We start from the raw sequence: 16437 nt of genomic DNA on the forward strand, positions 1-16437 counted from the left end.
CTCGGCTCAACCGCGATGCTGCCGGATCATCCTGGTCGCCGTCGCCGCGCCGGCGCCGGCGGCACCGAGCACCAACGCCGTGGTGGCGCCGTACTTGGCCGCCTTGCGCGCGGTACGGAAGTCGTAGATCTCCCAGCCGCGAACCTTGGCCACATCGCGCAGGTCGGCGTCGGGGTTTATCGCGACCGCCGTGCCGACCAGCGACAGCATCGGCACATCGTTGTGCGAATCCGAATACGCGGTGCAGCGCTTGAGATTCAGGCCCTCCCGGATGGCCAGGGCGCGCACCGCATGCGCCTTGCCGGGGCCGTGCAGGATGTCGCCGACCAACCGGCCGGTGAACACTCCGTCGACACTCTCGGCCACTGTGCCCAACGCTCCGGTCAGACCGAGTCGTTCGGCGATGGTCTGCGCGAGTTCCACGGGGGTGGCGGTCACCAACCACACTTGCTGACCCGCGTCGAGGTGGCGCTGCGCGAGGGCGCGGGTGCCGGGCCAGATCTTCTCGGCGATGTAATCGTCGTAGATGTCCTCACCGAGTTCGACGAGCTCTGAGGTTCGCCGCCCGGCGATGAACGACAGAGCCTTCTCCCGGCCCTGCGCCACGTCGTCGGCGTTCTCCTTGCCGGTGATCTGGAACTTCGCCTGCGTCCAGGCGAAGTCGAAGATGTCGCCGTAGGTGAAGTACTTGTGGGCGGCCAGACCGCGCGCGAAGTGGATGATCGACGCGCCCTGCACCAGCGTGTTGTCCACGTCGAAGAACGCCGCGGCGGTCAGATCACGCGGGGTGTCGGTCGGCTCGATGTCGTCGGACGGACGTGCGCGCAGCGAGTCGACCGCCGCCTTCGCACTTGCCTCACCGGCCAGCGACTGACGCAGCTCGTGCGCGGTCTGACGGAAGCGGCCGCTGGTGGCGCGGGCACGTTCGGCGATCCAGGTGGCGACCCGCGACTGCTCTTCCTCGTCGGGATCGTCGTCGCCGTCCTCGCCGGAATCGTCGCGGTGCGCCCCATCGGGATCCATCGCGTCGGCGTGGGCTTCCCAGTCCTCCCCGTCGATCACGTCGTCTGCGTCGACCACGTCCGCACCGTCGATGACGACGTCGTCGGGGGAGTGGTCGGTCGACTCCTCGGCCTCGTCGTGGGCCGGCTCGGTCGGATCATCCGCACCGGAGCCCGGGACCTCGGCCACGGCTCACCTCCACTCCGCTCATGTCGATCGGACAACCCACAGTAGCCACGCACAAGCGTAGTCGGGACCGATTGCGAGGGGTGACACACTGGTGTGCGAGACCGGCCGCCTGCGGAGCGCGGCGATGGTGCAGACGACCCGAGGAGGATGTCGTGGCGTTGACCCTGCTGACCCGGGACGGGTGCTCGTTGTGCCGCACGGCCCACACCGAATTGACGCGTATCTGTACAGATCTCGGACTCGAATTCGACGAGGTGGACGTCGACCGACTGGCCGCCGACGGCGATGCGGCCTTGCGTGCCGAGTTCGGTGACCGGCTGCCGGTGGTGCTGCTCGACGGCGAGGAGCACAGCTACTGGGAGGTGGACGAACCCCGGTTGCGGGCCGACCTCGCGACCCGCCGCGCGGCGGGCAGATGAACGGCAGGGGTGGGGCCGGGTCAGAACACGTTATCGCGCGGTATACCCTGACCTGAGGTATAGGGGGTTCACAGCCAGGCAGGGCGGGCCGGAAGAGGGTGACCACAGCGTGAGCGGCAGTGCGACCGAGATCCCCGAACCGACGGTGACCCGGCTCGCGACCTATCTGCACGTGCTGCACTCGTTCGGTCAACGCGGCGTCCTGGTGGCCTCCAGCGGGCAACTGGCCACCGCCGCCGGCGTGAACCCCGCCATTCTGCGCAAAGACCTGTCCCATGTGGGCGCCAACGGGGTGCGCGGCGTCGGCTACGACGTCGGACGCCTCACCGCGCGGATCTCGATGGTCCTGCACACCGACAGCACCCACACCGTCGCGCTCGCCGGTGCCGGATGGCTGGGCCGCGCCCTGTTGGCCCACGCCGGGTTCGGACGAGGGTTCCGCGTCGCGGCGATGTTCGACGCCGACCCCGACGTGGTGGGCACCGTGGTGACACCGGAGGGCCCGCAGGTCGCCGCGCTGTCCACGATTGCCGAGGTCTGTGCAGGTCACGGTGGGGAGCCGATCGAAATCGCGGTCATCGCGACTACCGACGCCGACGCGCAGACGGCCTGCGACGCGTTCGTCGGAGCGGGTGTGCGGCAACTGTTGAACGTCACGCCGACGACACTGAACACGGACTCCGATGTCGTCGTCAGACAGGTTGATCTAGCCTTGGAGCTACAGGTGTTGGCGTTCAACGCGACGCGTTCGCGTGTCCGCCGACCAGTCATGGGTGAGGAAACGGTGACGGCGTGAGTGTTTTGTTGTTCGGGGTCTCGCACCGCAGCGCACCGGTCGAGGTGCTCGAGCGGCTGACGGTCTCCGACCATGATCGGCCCAAACTCGTCGACGAATTGTTGTCGTCGCGGGCCATATCGGAAGCGATGCTGGTCTCCACCTGCAACCGGGTGGAGATCTACGCGGTCGTCGACGCCTTCCACCCGGCGCTCGAATCGGTGGGCGCGGTCCTCGGTGACCACTCGGGCATGACCGTCAACGAGATGACCCGCCACGCCTACGTGCGGTACTCCGAGGCCGCCGTCGAGCATCTGTTCACCGTCGCCGCGGGCCTCGACTCGCTGGTCGTCGGCGAACAACAGATCCTCGGCCAGATCCGCAACGCCTACCTCGACGCCGACTCGAACAAGTCCGCCGGCCGGGTGCTGCACGAGCTCGCCCAGCAGGCACTGCGAGTCGGCAAACGTGTGCACACCGAGACCGGCATCGACCGCGCCGGTGCATCGGTGGTGTCGGTGGCCCTGCACCGGGCCCAGTCGCTGCTGACCCGCGAAGGCGCTCACATGCGCTCGGCGGTCGTCGTCGGCGCCGGTGCGATGGGTGGCCTGGCCACCGCGCAACTCGCCCGCGAAGGCGTGAACGACCTGGTCGTGGTCAACCGCACCGTGGCCAACGCCGAACATCTCGCCGGCAACGTCGCCGCCAACCACGGCATCTCGGTGCGCGGTGTCGGCCTCGACGATCTACCCGCCGCGATGGCCACCGCCGACGTCGTGGTGACCTGTACCGGCTCGGTCGGCTCGGTCGTGGGGGTCGGTGAGGTGCATTCGGCGCTGGCCGCCCGCAGCGACCACCGGCCGCTGGTCATCTGCGACCTCGGTCTGCCCCGCAACGTCGACCCGGCCGCCGGCCGACTGCCGCGCGTGCACGTGGTGGACATCGAGGGCCTGCGTGGTGACTCCGAGACCCAGGCCGCGGAGAACGACACGTCCGCGGCGCGCTCGATCGTCGCCGCCGAACTCGCCGACTACCTCACCCATCAGCGTCAGGCCGAGGTCACGCCCACCGTGGCCGCGCTGCGGCAGCGTGCCGCCGAGGTCGTGGAAGCCGAGATCCTGCGCCTCGATGCGCGGCTGCCCGAGCTCGACGATCCGCAACGCGACGAGGTCGCCAAGACGGTGCGCCGCGTCGTCGACAAGCTGCTGCACGCGCCGACCGTGCGGGTCAAACAACTCGCCTCCACCCCCAACGGCGACCACTACGCCGAGGCGCTGCGGGAACTGTTCGAACTCGCGCCGGGCGCCACCGAGTCGGTGTCGGCCCCCGAGGTCGGTGGGCTGGTCACACCCGACACCGGACTCGTCGACCGCGACCGCGGAGACAAGTGAGCGCGCCGACCGGCCAGAACGTGATCCGCATCGGCACGCGGGGTTCACTGCTGGCCCGAACCCAGGCTCAGACCGTCGCCGACGCCCTGATCGCGGCCGGCCACCCGGCCGAATTGGTCATCATCAAGACCGCCGGTGACGCATCGCAGGCCCCGGTCGCCGAGATCGGGGTGGGTGTGTTCACCACCGCCATCCGCGTTGCGCTGCAAAACCGCGAGGTCGACGTCGCGATCCACTCCTACAAGGATCTGCCGACCGCCCCCGAACCTGGGCTCGTCATCCCGGCGATCCCGCCCCGCGAAGATCCCCGAGATGCCCTGGTCAGCCGGGGTGGGATGGTGCTCGGCGAGCTGCCGCCGGGGTCCACGGTGGGCACCTCGGCGCCGCGCCGGGCGGCACAGCTTAGAGCATTGGGTCTCGGTTTGGAAATCCGCCCCCTACGAGGCAACCTTGATTCTCGGTTGGGCAAAGTCGCCAGCGGTGAACTCGACGCAGTCGTGGTCGCCCGGGCCGGTCTGGTAAGGATCGGCAGAGCCGACGAGGTCACCGAGTCGCTGGACCCGGTGGTCCTGCTACCGGCACCGGCACAGGGCGCCTTGGCGGTGGAGTGCCGCTCCGACGATGCCGAACTGGTGAGAATACTCGCCGAGTTGGACGACGCGTCCACACGTGCGGCGATCGATGCCGAGCGGGCAGTGCTCGCGGCCCTGGAGGCCGGGTGCACCGCACCGATCGGGGCGATCGCCGAGGTGGTCGAGTCGATCGACGACGACGGGCGGATCTTCGCCGAACTGTCACTGCGTGCCGCAGTGGCGGCGGAGGACGGATCAGATGTGATCCGGGCTTCGGTGGTGGGACCGGTCGGACGCGCGGAACAACTCGGCAAGGATCTCGCCGCCGAACTGCTGGAGTTGGGAGCGGGCGAGCTCGTATCGCATCTCCGGTAGCAGAAGGAACTGCAGCTCCGAACCAGGGGCAGGAGAGTGCGAACTCATGAGCCGTACGAAAAAGGTCAATCCGGGACGGATCCTGTTCGTCGGATCGGGTCCGGGAGATCCCGATCTGCTGACCGTGCGTGCCCGCAACGCCATCGAGAAGGCGACCACCGCTTACATCGACCCTGACGTGCCTTCCGGTGTGGTCGAGATGCTCGGCGCGGCCCATCGTGACGAGGCAGCAGAACAACCGCGGTCGGGTCGGGGCGCCAAGAAGACCGCGCCGACCAAAAACGGGTCGGCCGCCGACGAGAACGCGAAAGCCGACGACACCACGCCTGCCGGTGACGACGCCGAGGCGGCCGAGGATTCGGTGGTGCACCCCGCGCTCGGCGATCCCGCCGAGGTCGCCAAGACGCTCGTCGCCGCCGCCAAGGCCGGCGAGGACGTCGTCCGCGTCGTCTCTGGTGACCCGCTGACCACCGATTCGGTGCTCGCCGAGGTCAACGCCGTCGCACGCACCTCGGTGCAGTTCGAGGTGCTGCCCGGCCTGCCGGCCGCTGCGGTGGTGCCCAGTTACGCAGGCATGCCGCTGGGTTCCACCCACAGCGAGGCCGACGTGCGCGCCGAGGGCGTCGACTGGGCAGCGCTGGCCGCCGCGCCGGGCCCGCTGGTGCTGCACGCCACCGCCGGTCACCTCGCGGAGACCGCCAGCGCGCTCACCGAGCACGGCATGGCCCCGCAGACGCCGGTCGCGATCACCGTCAACGGCACCACCTGCGCGCAGCGCACCATCGAGGCAACGCTGGCCACCCTCAACGAGCAGGGCAATGCGCTGGTGGGTCCGCTGATCCTGACCGTCGGCAAGGTCGTCGGTCAGCGCGGCAAGCTCTCCTGGTGGGAGTCGCGGGCGCTGTACGGCTGGACCGTGCTGGTGCCGCGGACCAAGGACCAGGCCGGCGACATGAGCGAGCGGCTGCGCAGCCACGGCGCCATCCCCAAGGAGGTGCCGACCATCGCCGTCGAACCGCCGCGGAGTCCGGCCCAGATGGAAAGGGCCGTCAAGGGTTTGGTCGACGGACGCTACCAGTGGGTGGTGTTCACCTCCACCAACGCCGTGCGCGCCGTGTGGGAGAAGTTCGCCGAGTTCGGTCTGGACGCCCGCGCGTTCTCCGGTGTGAAGATCGCCTGCGTCGGTGAGGCCACCGCAGAGAAGGTGCGCACCTTCGGTATTCAGCCGGAGCTGGTGCCGTCCGGTGAGCAGAGCTCGCTGGGGCTGCTCGACGACTTCCCGCCGTACGACGACGTGTTCGACCCGGTCAACCGAATCCTGTTGCCGCGCGCCGACATCGCCACCGAAACGCTGTCCGAGGGGCTGCGGGAACGCGGTTGGGAGATCGACGACGTGACCGCGTATCGCACGGTGCGCGCCGCGCCGCCGCCCGCCGAAACCCGCGAGATGATCAAGACCGGTGGTTTCGACGCCGTGTGCTTCACCTCGAGTTCCACGGTTCGCAACCTGGTCGGCATCGCCGGAAAGCCGCACGCACGCACCATCGTTGCGTGCATCGGTCCCAAGACGGCCGAGACGGCGACCGAATTCGGTCTGCGGGTCGACGTGCAGCCGGAGAACGCGTCGGTGCACGAATTGGTCGACACGCTTGCCGAGCACGCCGCCCGGTTGCGCGCCGAGGGCGCCCTGCCGCCGCCGCGCAAGAAGTCGCGCCGGTCGCGGTCCTGAGGTCAGGCCCGGCACGCGAAGGAGTACCACATGGCACCGGTGATCCGTCCCCGTCGGCTGCGATCCACGCCCGCGCTGCGCCGGCTCGTCGCCGAGACCACCCTCGCGCCGCAGGACCTGGTCCTGCCGATGTTCGTCGCCGACGGCATCGAGGCGCCCCGGGAGATCTCGTCGATGCCCGGCGTCGTCCAGCACACCTTCGATTCGCTGCGCAAGGCCGCCGATGAGGCCGTCCGCGCCGGCGTCGGCGGACTGATGCTGTTCGGCGTGCCCGCACCCGGTGACAAGGACGCGGTGGGCTCCGGCGCCGACGATGACGAGGGCGTGCTCAACCGGGCGCTGCGCACGCTGTCCGACGACCTCGGCGATGCGACGGTGCTCATGGCCGACACCTGCCTCGACGAGTTCACCGACCACGGGCACTGCGGCGTCGTCGACGCCCGTGGCCGCGTCGACAACGACGCCACCCTCGACCGCTACGTGTCGATGTCGCTGGCCCAGGCCCGCGCCGGTGCGCACCTGCTGGGGCCGAGCGGGATGATGGACGGCCAGGTCGCCGCCATCCGCGCCGGCCTCGACGCCGCGGGCTTCACCGACACCGGCATCCTCGCCTACGCAGCGAAATACGCGTCGGCGTTCTACGGGCCGTTCCGCGAGGCGGTCGGCTCGTCGCTGCAGGGAGACCGGCGCACCTATCAGCAGGATGCCGCCAACCGGATCGAATCCATGCGCGAGATCCGCCTCGACATCGACGAGGGCGCCGACCTCCTGATGGTGAAGCCCGCCATGAGTTACCTCGACATCGTCCGCGACGCCGCCGAAATCGCTGACGTCCCGGTGGCGGCCTACCAGATCAGCGGCGAGTACTCGATGATCACCGCCGCCGCCGAACGCGGCTGGATCGATCGCGACGCCGCCGCGATGGAGTCCCTCGTGTCGATCAAGCGGGCCGGGGCGTCGATCATCCTCAGCTACTTCGCCACCGAGGTCGCCGCCCGCCTGCGCTGAGGGCCTGTCGCGCATCAGCGGGTGGATGGCCGATGCCTCCGATTCACTACCCTGGGGACCATGACCGCTCCACATCAACCGGCGCCGACGGACTCGGGTGCCCGACCCGCACGGCCCGATTCCGTCGCCATCGCCGCCGAACTCTGGGTGGTGGTGATCCTCGGTCAGATCATCGCCTTCATCGGCCAGTACCCGACGCTGCGGGATGCCTGGGACCGGCAGGTCAATACTCTTCCAGCCGACACCCCGCGCGAAGAACTCGACGTGCTCAACTCGTCGGCGACCCTCATCGTCGTGCTGGCGTTGTTCGGACTGGCGCTGACGGTGGTGTCGGCGGGGCTGGTGTGGCTGACGCGCAACGGCTACAACTGGGCCCGCATCATCATCGCTGCGGCGGGGGTGTTCCTCGCGGTCAATCTGGTGTTCATGATCTTCGGGGACATCGACCCGGTGTGGGTGATGGTCCCGATGGTGCTCAGCGGTGTCGCAGCGATCGGTGCGTCGGTGTTGCTGCTGCGTCGCGAGAGTGAGCAGTACTGCCGTGACATGTCCGAGCACCGTCGCCGGCCCACACCGCCGCCGATGCCGCCGGGCCCGCCATCCAACGGTGGTCAGGGATATCGGCCGGGACCGTCGTCGTGGACGTATGGTGGCGGACAGCACAACGTCGGCGACTCCCATCCGGACCGCCCACATCCGAACGAAGGAAACAGATCCCGTGGCGAGTCCTGACCCCGCACTGCGACCCAAGCAGGTCTCCTGGGCCTACCGGTGTTGGACCATCAGTGGTGGTCTATTGGTGGCCCTCGGCGTGCTCTACGTGGTCATCGGGGTCGTGATGTCGGGCCCCACGTTGCTGCCCGTCGGAATCGGGGTCATCGTCGCTGCCGTCGGGGTGGCCTTCATCATGCTGGGCAGCAAGGCATTTCTCGGTGACGCGCGGTGGCGGTCGTCGCTGGCCGCACTCACCCTCGTCGTCGTCGTGATGCTGCTCTTCCTGAGCTTCGGCATCCCGATACTCGCGTTCTCCCTGCTGGCCGCGGTCGTCGGCCTGTTCGGATCGCTGTTGGCGTTCCGCCCGGAGTCGGAGACCTGGTACGCGACCGACGACCCGGATACTCCGTCGAACCCGACCCGCTCGTGACCGACGCCGACGACTCGCGCGAGACCCCCGAGCCCGAGACGTCCGAGCCCGAGATCCCCGAGGCCGAGACGTCTTACCGGGACGACGTGGACGCCCCCGACGACACGAGCCCCAGTTCGGGTTCATCCGACGATCCATCCGCCGACGAGCCGGTCGACGAGGGCGAGGTGCTCTTCTACGAACCGGGCGGCAGCTGGTGGGTGACGGCGATCGGCCCGGTGCTGATCGGCGCGGTCCTCGCGATGGAGATCTCCGGTCCCGGGCAGGTGCACTGGTTGGTGTTGGGGATTTTCGCGGTGATCCTGATCGGCTTCTCGGTGGTGCAGGTGCACGCCGCGCGCACGCACGTCAGCGTCCGCCTGACCGAGGCGACGTTGCGGCAGGGCACGCAGGTGGTGCCGCTCACCGACATCGCCACCGTCTTCCCGGCCAACAACGGTCCCGAGCACCAGGACTGGGAGAGCGCCCGCGCGCTCGGCGAACTCCCGGCAGTGCCGCGGCGCCGCAAAGGCGTCGGCGTGCGTCTCGCCGACGGCACCGTCCGGCAGGCCTGGGCCCGTGACGTCGACCGATTCCGTACCGAACTCACCGAAGCCCACCTCGCCGCGCATCTCCGCCGCGACACCTGACCCGCGGGACCCGCGCCGCCCCGGCCGATCGCAACCACATGGGGAACTGACATCCACACAGGTTGTAACCACCGTGGATGTCAGTTCTCCATGTGGTTGGGAAGTCGATGGAGCCGATCCGGGCCTTCGCGCGTCCAATGGACATGACACAACCAACTCCCGACCACCACGGCATCGTCTACCGTCGAGCCGCCCTCGACGAGGGATACACCGACAAGCAACTGAATCGTCGTGTCGACGACGCGACGATGACCCGCATCTGGTCCGGTGCGTATGTGCTCAACACGGGCGAAACCCGCACACCGGAGGAACTGCACCGCCTCACGGCGATCGCCGCGGTCACCTCGAGTCCGGACAGCGGCTTCGCGTTGAGCCATCAGTCCGCCGGTGTGCTACACGGACTGTCCCTGCTCACCCCGCAACTCGACCGCGTGCATCTCAGTACCGGATATGCCACCGGCGCGCGGCTGGAAAAGCGTCGCCACCTGCACTCGGGCGCCCTCGACGATGCCGACACCGTCGTCGTCGACGGGATTCGCGTGACCTCGCTGGAGCGCACCGTGGTCGACATAGCCTGCAGTGTTGGCTTCGCCCAGGCACTGGCCGCATTCGACTCTGCGCTACGCAACGGCGCAGACGCGGCCGTCATCGCCGAATATCTCGAGGGACACAAACGTGGTGTCGGGCAGGCGCGGCGAGCGCTCGCCCACGCCGATCCGGGTGCGGAGAACGCGGGCGAATCGTGGGGGAGAGCGCAGCTGATCTGCGGCGGGTTGCCGACCCCGCGGCTGCAGCACAAGTTCTACGACGACAAGGGCGTCTTCGTCGCCCGCACCGACTACGACTGGCTGGGCAAGCTGGCGGCTGAGTTCGACGGCATGGCCAAATACCAGCGGTATCTCGCCGACGGGGAGACGGCATTCGACGCCATGCGCCGGGAGAAGGAACGCGAGGACGCGTTGCGCCGCCTCGGCGTCATGGTCATCCGGTGGGTCTGGGAGGATCTGCGCCGCAACCGCGTCGTCCCGATGGTGCGCGAGTGGCTCGACCGCCTCGGCATCGCCGCGTGACGTCGGGGCCCCCGATCGCAACCACATGGGGAACTGGCATCCACACAGGTTGTAACCACCGTGGATGTCAGTTCTCCGTGTGGTTGGGCCCGATCGCGAGCCGGCCCCGGGCGTCAGCCGTTGCGCAGCATGGGCGCGGCCAGCAACTCTTCGGGGATGCCGAAGGCGTCGACGAGGGTGCGCGCATGCGGGCGAAGCTCCATGCACAGCTCGTTGACGCCACGTCGGATGGCCTTGGCCCGCTCCACTGACACGTGACGGTGCATCAGGAACCACGAGATGTCGTCCTCGAGAGCGGAGTAGACGAACAGATCGCACACCTTGCCGAGGAGTTCGGCCGCCGACCGCGAATCACAGTCCTCGATGCCCTGCACGAACGCTTCGAGCACCAGCCGTTCGGTGCGCGCCCGTCCCACCTTCAACAGATGATCCTGAGCGTTGTTGAACACCTCGAACGGGTCGTTGTCCTCGTCGGTGGCGCGCCGCAGCCGCTGCGCGCAGGTCCGCACCAGATGGTCCTCGCGGTTGCGGAACAACCGGAGCTGGGTACCGCGGTTGGTGAGGTTCGACTTCTCGGTGTCCTCGTCGGAACTCTCCAACAGCGTCTGCACCACCTGGCGCACCGCCGTCTTCTCCACCACCACATCGCGGGCCATGCTGGCGATGAACTTCACCCAGCCGCCGGCCGACAATCCCTGCACATCGTCGGCGTAGGCCGACAGCAGTTCCTTGGCGACGAGTTGGGTGAGCACTGTGTTGTCGCCCTCGAAGGTGGTGAACACGTCGATGTCGCCGCGCATGATCGAGAGCTGGTTCTCGTCCAGATAGCCTGCGCCGCCGCATGCCTCACGACTCACGTTGATCGCGTTCGACGCATGCCAGGTGGCGTAGGCCTTCAATCCTGCTGCGGCGCTCTCCAGTTCACGCTGTCGACCGGCATCAGAGTCGTCGGGAGCCGACTGCACCTCATGCAACTCCTCGGTGAGCTCGTTCTGCGCGAACGCCACCGCGTACGACTTCGCGATGAGCGGCAACAACTTCCGCTGATGACCCAGGTAATCCATGACGATGATCTCGTTCTCGGCGTCGGGGGCCTCGAACTGCTTGCGGATCAACCCATATCGAATGGCCAGCGCAAGCGCCTTGCGGCCCGCGGCACCGGCGGTCGCCGCGACGCTCACCCGACCGCGGATGAGGGTGCCGAGCATCGTGAAGAAGCGTCGGTTCGGGTTGTCGATCGGCGAGGTGTAGGTGCCGTCGGCCTCCACGTCGGCGTACTTGTTGAGCAGGTTGTCGGCGGGCACCCGTACCTGGTCGAACATGATGCGGCCGTTGTCGACGCCGGCGAGCCCGCCCTTGTAGCCGCAGTCGCTGGTGGTGACGCCGGGCAGGTCGTTGCCGTCGGCATCGCGGATCGGCACCACGAAGCAGTGCACGCCGCGGCTCGACGGCTCCTCGCCCGGGCCGGCGGTGATCAGCTGGGCGAAGACCGCCGCGACCGTCGCATGTTGCGCCGCGCCGCCGATGTAATCCTTGCGCGCCGACGGCGTGGGGGAGTCGATGATGAACTCGCGGGTCTCGGGGTCGTAGGTGGCGGTGGTCTCCAGCGCCTGCACGTTGGACCCGTGCCCGGTCTCGGTCATCGCGAAGCAGCCGAGCAGATCGAGGCTGATGATGTCGGCGACGTAGCGGTCGTGGTGGCGCGCGGTGCCCAGGTTCTCCACCGCCCCTCCGAACAGTCCCCACTGCACGCCGGCTTTCACCATCAGCGAGAGGTCGGCGTAACCGAGCATCTCGATCGCGGTGATCGATGCGCCGACGTCGCCGGTCCCGCCGTGGTCCTTGGCGAACCCGGCGGCCGAGAAGCCGCTGCTGCCTAGCTCGCGCATCTCCTCGAGCATGCGGGTGCGGGCCTCGTCGAGCGTGCGGGACGGGTCGGGTAGCAGGTCGGCGCGATCGGAGTTGCTGCGGACCATGTCGCGGGTGGATCGCCACGGGCCGTCGAGGACGAAGCGAAGGTTGTCGACCAGCAGGGCGCGCTCGTCGGCGGAGAGGTCGTCGGTCGGCGGGGCGACGGATTCCGGGTCGTCGCGGACGGTGTCGTCGGCGGATGGGGTGGCTGGGCTCTCGGTGGATGTCGCCATGTCTCCACGTTACGGACTCTTCGACGGGCCGTTGACATGTTTGTGACGCTCACCGCTGCGGCCGGCCCTCGCAACAACCGATTGTCGGCAACTCGTGGGTGACGATGCTATTTTCGACCACGTGCACAGCGTGTGCTGCTCGTCGGCGGGTGGTGGGCAGCCTCGGCGTTCAGGAGGTGGAAGCTGTGTTCGGATCGGATCACTGCAGTGTAGGGGTGCCGCGCGACCACGCCCGGTACCACGCGGGCGTACCTGCCCGCGGCCCGCGCGATGCGGTCACTCGACGATTGACAGCCGGCTCCCGTTGGCATCAGGTCACCCTCCTCGCCACACCTCCTCCCGCCACGCCCGGTAACTGAGACGTCCCGCGTACCCGATCGACGGGAAGCGGCGCCCAGTCGACCATCCGATCATGGTTCGGCATCGAAGTCAGCTGTGGGTAGCAGGTTGCCTCCTGTCCCAAGCCGCCGGCGAGGCGGACGACGGGGGTGCTCAGAAGAGGAACGACGATGAACAACCAAGTTCACCACTCGATCGCAGACCTCGCGCGACGACTGCACGACATGCCCGAGGCATCAGGCCACGACGACGGGCCGCTGCGGTCGGTGACCGCTGCCGCGATCGCGAATGTGCCCGGCGCACGGCACGCGGGCGTGCTGCTGGTCGACAAGAAGCGCAACTTCGAGACCATCGCCCCGACCGGTCCGGTGATGACCGAGGTGGACCGCATCCAACTCGAGACCGGCGAGGGTCCGTGCCTGCAGGCGGCGTGGAGCCACCAGATGGTGCTGATCAACGACATCGCGGGTGACCCGCGCTGGCCTGCGTTCTCCTCTCGGGTCGTCGATCAGACCCCGGTCCGCGCCGGATTGTCGTTCCACTTGTTCACCCACAAGGGGACGATCGGCGCGCTGAACGTGTTCGCCGACGAGGTGGATGCGTTCACCGCAGAGTCCGAGGAGGTGGGGTTGATCTTCGCCACGCATGCCGCCCTCGCGCTCGGGGCCGTGCGCGAGCAGCACGATTTCCGCAGTGCCCTGGCCAGCCGTGACACCATCGGGCAGGCCAAAGGCATGCTGATGGAACGGTTCTCGATCGACGCGGTGGCCGCGTTCGAGTTGTTGCGCAGGCTCTCGCAGGACACCAACACCCCGCTGGTGGAAGTCGCCCGCCAGGTCATCGATGCGGAGAAGCCCGTCCGGTCGTAGGTGAGCGATCGCGACGGCCATCCCCGCGAGTCGCGCATAATCACTCCCATGCCGAGCGCACCACCCGACACCGACGACCCGATCGACTTCCGGGTGCACGTGGTCGCCGAATCGATCCGCCTGTTCGCCGAGCAGGGCTACGAATCGACGACCGTCGAGCAGATCGCCGCTGCCGCAGGCATCTCCCGACGCACCTTTTTCCGCCAGTTCGGCGCCAAGGAAGACGTCATCTTCGCCGACCACGAGTCCCTGCTCGAACTCGTGGCAGCGCACCTGTCCGACGGGCCCGAGGCCGACCCGTACGAGTCGGTATGCACCGCAGCCGAACTGGTGTTCCTACACTTCCGTGACAGCAGGATGATGGCGGTCCGGCGCCTGCGCATCGTCCAAGGGGTTCCGGCGCTGCGCGACCGCGAACTGGTCACCACCTACCGCTATCAGCGACTGTTCGAGGACCACTTGCGTGCCCGGTTGCCCGAGGAGTCGCCGGCACAGCTCATCGGCTACGCCGCCGCCATCACCAGTGCACACAACTACTTGCTGCGAGCGATGATCCGCGGCGACGAGAACGCGACACTCGAGCATCTGCGCGATGAGCTGCGGCAGCTGCGTCGCACGTTCACCCGTCGGGAGGTCGACGCCGGGGCCGACGCGGTGTCGGTGATCACGCATCCTGCCGGGATGTCGCCGGAGGAGATCGGCCACCGGGTCGTCGAACAACTGCGTGCGCAGCGGCGAGATCGCGGACAATGAGGGAGTCCAGGCCGACATCGACCCACGTTCGTTCGACAATCTTTGGCACTTAGTGCCGCGGATAGCTACACTAAACTAAATCCTTGGCACGCGGTGCCACGTCAACGAGCTACAAAGGAGTGATCATGGCGTTCGGTAACCCCGACTTCAACGTCTTCGAACTGCCCGAAGAGCACGTCGCACTGCGTGAGGCGATCCGGGCTCTGTCCGAGAAAGAGATCGAGCCGCATGCGGCCGATGTCGACGAGAACTCGCGGTTCCCGCAGGAGGCACTCGATGCCCTCGTCGCGTCCGGCTTCAACGCCATCCACGTGCCCGAGGCCTACGACGGTCAGGGCGCCGACTCCGTCGCCGCGTGCATCGTCATCGAAGAGGTCGCCCGCGTGTGCGCGTCGTCGTCGCTGATCCCGGCCGTCAACAAGCTCGGCACCATGGGTCTGATCCTCAACGGCTCCGACGAGCTCAAGAAGCAGGTGCTGCCGTCGATCGCTTCGGGTGAGGCGATGGCGTCCTACGCGCTGTCCGAGCGTGAGGCCGGCTCCGACGCCGGGTCGATGAAGACCCGCGCCCGCAAAGACGGCAACAACTGGGTGATCAACGGCTCGAAGTGCTGGATCACCAACGGCGGCAAGTCATCGTGGTACACCGTCATGGCGGTCACCGATCCGGAGAAGGGGGCCAACGGCATCTCGTCGTTCATGGTCCACAAGGACGATCCCGGCTTCACCGTCGGTCCGCTGGAGAAGAAGCTCGGCATCAAGGGCTCGCCCACCGCCGAGCTGTACTTCGAGGACTGCACCATCCCCTCCGACCGCATCGTCGGCGATGAGGGCACCGGCTTCAAGACCGCGCTGCAGACTCTCGACCACACCCGGCCCACCATCGGTGCGCAGGCCGTCGGCATCGCGCAGGGCGCGCTCGACAAGGCCATCGAATACGTCAAGGACCGCAAGCAGTTCGGGCAGTCGATCAGCAAGTTCCAGGGCGTCGAGTTCATGATCGCCGACATGGCGATGAAGGTGGAGGCCGCCCGTCTGATGGTCTACACCTCGGCTGCGCGCGCCGAGCGCGGCGAGGGCAACCTCGGGTTCATCTCCGCCGCGTCGAAGTGCTTCGCCTCCGACGTCGCGATGGAGGTCACCACCGACGCCGTGCAGCTCTTCGGCGGCGCGGGTTACACCCGTGACTTCCCCGTCGAGCGGATGATGCGCGACGCCAAGATCACCCAGATCTACGAGGGCACCAACCAGATCCAGCGTGTCGTGATGAGCCGCGCCCTGCTGCGCTGACCCGCGCCGTCCTCCTTGCGAGGGCGCCCCGTCGACCCCGTCGACAGGGCGCCCTTTCTCGTTGAGCGGGCGCCGAAGCCTTGAACCCACCCGTTGACTGGGCGCCGTTTTCCGTCGAGTGGGGGCCACGGGGAACAGCGCCCAGTCAACGGAGAACGGGGGAAGGGGGCGGGGATCAGGCGTAGGCTGGTCGGAACTCCAGGCGTGCATGCTGTTTGCGCGCCGCGGTGCGGAAGTCGTTGAGGGCGCGTCCCATGTGGAAGCCGTTGGTCACGATCAGCGCACCGGTGGCGCCCATGTGTTTGAGCATCGCCACTGTGTTCGTCGCGTTGGCGACGGTGCTGGTGGAGGCCGCCTCGTTGATCATCTGCCATACCGGCACCCCGCGCCGCAGCAGACCGACATTCATGAACTGGGCCTCCGACACCGGCAGCCACCAGGTGTTGCCGCCGGACACGATCATCCGGTTGAACGGATGCGACAACGCCAGGTTCGCTGCCACGTTCATCCGCTGCGCCAGGATGGCCGGCGTCTGGCCGAATGTGCCCATCTTGGCGCCGAGCACCACGATGTAGCGCGTCGGCGGACTCTGCCACAGGAAGATGCTGCTCGGCGAGAACAGGTCGGCACTCCCGGCGCCCAGACTTCCGGTGTCTGCGCGCGCGGGAGCCGCGACGGCCACGCTCAGCGTGGTGAGAATTGCGATGATTAGTGCGGCCACCCGAACACGCATGGCACGA

At 68.0% G+C, this 16437-nt stretch carries 16 protein-coding genes; 13 read left to right on the plus strand and 3 right to left on the minus strand.

Annotation, left to right across the window (positions count from 1 at the left end; genetic code table 11):
• Nucleotides 1–6: 6 nt before the first annotated feature.
• The gene (locus ACIGKQ_RS19920) at nucleotides 7–1191 is read right to left on the minus strand and encodes an HAD family hydrolase (protein ID WP_396574732.1); all 1185 of its coding nucleotides are present in this window, start codon (nucleotides 1189–1191) and stop codon (nucleotides 7–9) included.
• Nucleotides 1192–1343: 152 nt separating this feature from the next.
• On the opposite strand from ACIGKQ_RS19920, the gene ACIGKQ_RS19925 reads away from it, so the two are divergent.
• From ACIGKQ_RS19925 to ACIGKQ_RS19970, 10 genes are all read left to right on the plus strand, one after another.
• The gene (locus ACIGKQ_RS19925; RefSeq protein WP_266060074.1) at nucleotides 1344–1610 is read left to right on the plus strand and encodes a glutaredoxin family protein; all 267 of its coding nucleotides are present in this window, start codon (nucleotides 1344–1346) and stop codon (nucleotides 1608–1610) included.
• Between the two features lie 109 nt (nucleotides 1611–1719).
• Complete coding sequence (locus ACIGKQ_RS19930; protein WP_266060075.1) at nucleotides 1720–2406, plus strand: redox-sensing transcriptional repressor Rex; 687 nt, start codon at nucleotides 1720–1722, stop codon at nucleotides 2404–2406.
• Nucleotides 2403–3776 (plus strand): glutamyl-tRNA reductase, encoded by a 1374-nt coding sequence (locus ACIGKQ_RS19935; RefSeq protein WP_235724106.1) that lies wholly within the window; start codon nucleotides 2403–2405, stop codon nucleotides 3774–3776. The genes ACIGKQ_RS19930 and ACIGKQ_RS19935 overlap by 4 nt, the downstream gene beginning before the upstream one ends.
• Nucleotides 3773–4723 (plus strand): hydroxymethylbilane synthase, encoded by a 951-nt coding sequence (gene hemC / locus ACIGKQ_RS19940; RefSeq protein ID WP_235724105.1) that lies wholly within the window; start codon nucleotides 3773–3775, stop codon nucleotides 4721–4723. Before ACIGKQ_RS19935 ends, hemC begins: the two co-directional genes overlap by 4 nt.
• A 46-nt stretch (nucleotides 4724–4769) precedes the next feature.
• Nucleotides 4770–6452 carry a bifunctional uroporphyrinogen-III C-methyltransferase/uroporphyrinogen-III synthase gene (locus tag ACIGKQ_RS19945; protein WP_235724104.1) on the plus strand — a complete coding sequence of 561 codons (1683 nt, stop codon included), beginning with the start codon at nucleotides 4770–4772 and terminating at the stop codon, nucleotides 6450–6452.
• A 30-nt stretch (nucleotides 6453–6482) separates the two neighbouring features.
• Nucleotides 6483–7460, plus strand: coding sequence for a porphobilinogen synthase (gene hemB, locus ACIGKQ_RS19950; protein ID WP_396574733.1), 978 nt, complete (start codon nucleotides 6483–6485; stop codon nucleotides 7458–7460).
• 60 nt (nucleotides 7461–7520) lie between these two features.
• Nucleotides 7521–8192, plus strand: coding sequence for a hypothetical protein (locus ACIGKQ_RS19955; protein ID WP_396574734.1), 672 nt, complete (start codon nucleotides 7521–7523; stop codon nucleotides 8190–8192).
• Nucleotides 8179–8604: a hypothetical protein gene (locus tag ACIGKQ_RS19960; RefSeq protein WP_235724101.1), complete on the plus strand. Its 426-nt coding sequence runs from the start codon at nucleotides 8179–8181 to the stop codon at nucleotides 8602–8604. Before ACIGKQ_RS19955 ends, ACIGKQ_RS19960 begins: the two co-directional genes overlap by 14 nt.
• A complete protein-coding gene (locus tag ACIGKQ_RS19965; protein WP_372475054.1) occupies nucleotides 8601–9233 on the plus strand; it encodes a DUF3093 domain-containing protein in 633 nt (210 codons plus the stop codon). Before ACIGKQ_RS19960 ends, ACIGKQ_RS19965 begins: the two co-directional genes overlap by 4 nt.
• 143 nt (nucleotides 9234–9376) lie before the next feature.
• Nucleotides 9377–10303 carry a hypothetical protein gene (locus ACIGKQ_RS19970; protein ID WP_396574735.1) on the plus strand — a complete coding sequence of 309 codons (927 nt, stop codon included), beginning with the start codon at nucleotides 9377–9379 and terminating at the stop codon, nucleotides 10301–10303.
• Between the two features lie 113 nt (nucleotides 10304–10416).
• On the opposite strand, the gene ACIGKQ_RS19975 is transcribed toward ACIGKQ_RS19970, so the two are convergent.
• Nucleotides 10417–12447 (minus strand): acyl-CoA dehydrogenase, encoded by a 2031-nt coding sequence (locus tag ACIGKQ_RS19975; protein WP_396574736.1) that lies wholly within the window; start codon nucleotides 12445–12447, stop codon nucleotides 10417–10419.
• 509 nt (nucleotides 12448–12956) lie between these two features.
• Here ACIGKQ_RS19975 and ACIGKQ_RS19980 point away from each other — a divergent pair.
• The 3 genes from ACIGKQ_RS19980 (at nucleotide 12957) to ACIGKQ_RS19990 (ending at nucleotide 15697) form a co-directional block, all read left to right on the plus strand.
• Complete coding sequence (locus ACIGKQ_RS19980) at nucleotides 12957–13655, plus strand: GAF and ANTAR domain-containing protein (RefSeq protein ID WP_235724098.1); 699 nt, start codon at nucleotides 12957–12959, stop codon at nucleotides 13653–13655.
• 48 nt (nucleotides 13656–13703) lie between these two features.
• A complete protein-coding gene (locus ACIGKQ_RS19985) occupies nucleotides 13704–14408 on the plus strand; it encodes a TetR family transcriptional regulator (RefSeq protein ID WP_235724097.1) in 705 nt (234 codons plus the stop codon).
• Nucleotides 14409–14533: 125 nt separating this feature from the next.
• Nucleotides 14534–15697, plus strand: coding sequence for an acyl-CoA dehydrogenase (locus ACIGKQ_RS19990; protein ID WP_235724096.1), 1164 nt, complete (start codon nucleotides 14534–14536; stop codon nucleotides 15695–15697).
• Nucleotides 15698–15872: 175 nt separating this feature from the next.
• Here ACIGKQ_RS19990 and ACIGKQ_RS19995 read toward each other — a convergent pair whose 3' ends face one another.
• Nucleotides 15873–16430 carry a YdcF family protein gene (locus tag ACIGKQ_RS19995; RefSeq protein WP_396574737.1) on the minus strand — a complete coding sequence of 186 codons (558 nt, stop codon included), beginning with the start codon at nucleotides 16428–16430 and terminating at the stop codon, nucleotides 15873–15875.
• Nucleotides 16431–16437 lie beyond the last annotated feature (7 nt).

The organism is Gordonia sp. NPDC062954 (assembly GCF_044543825.1).
GTDB classification, from domain to species: Bacteria; Actinomycetota; Actinomycetes; order Mycobacteriales; family Mycobacteriaceae; genus Gordonia; species Gordonia tangerina.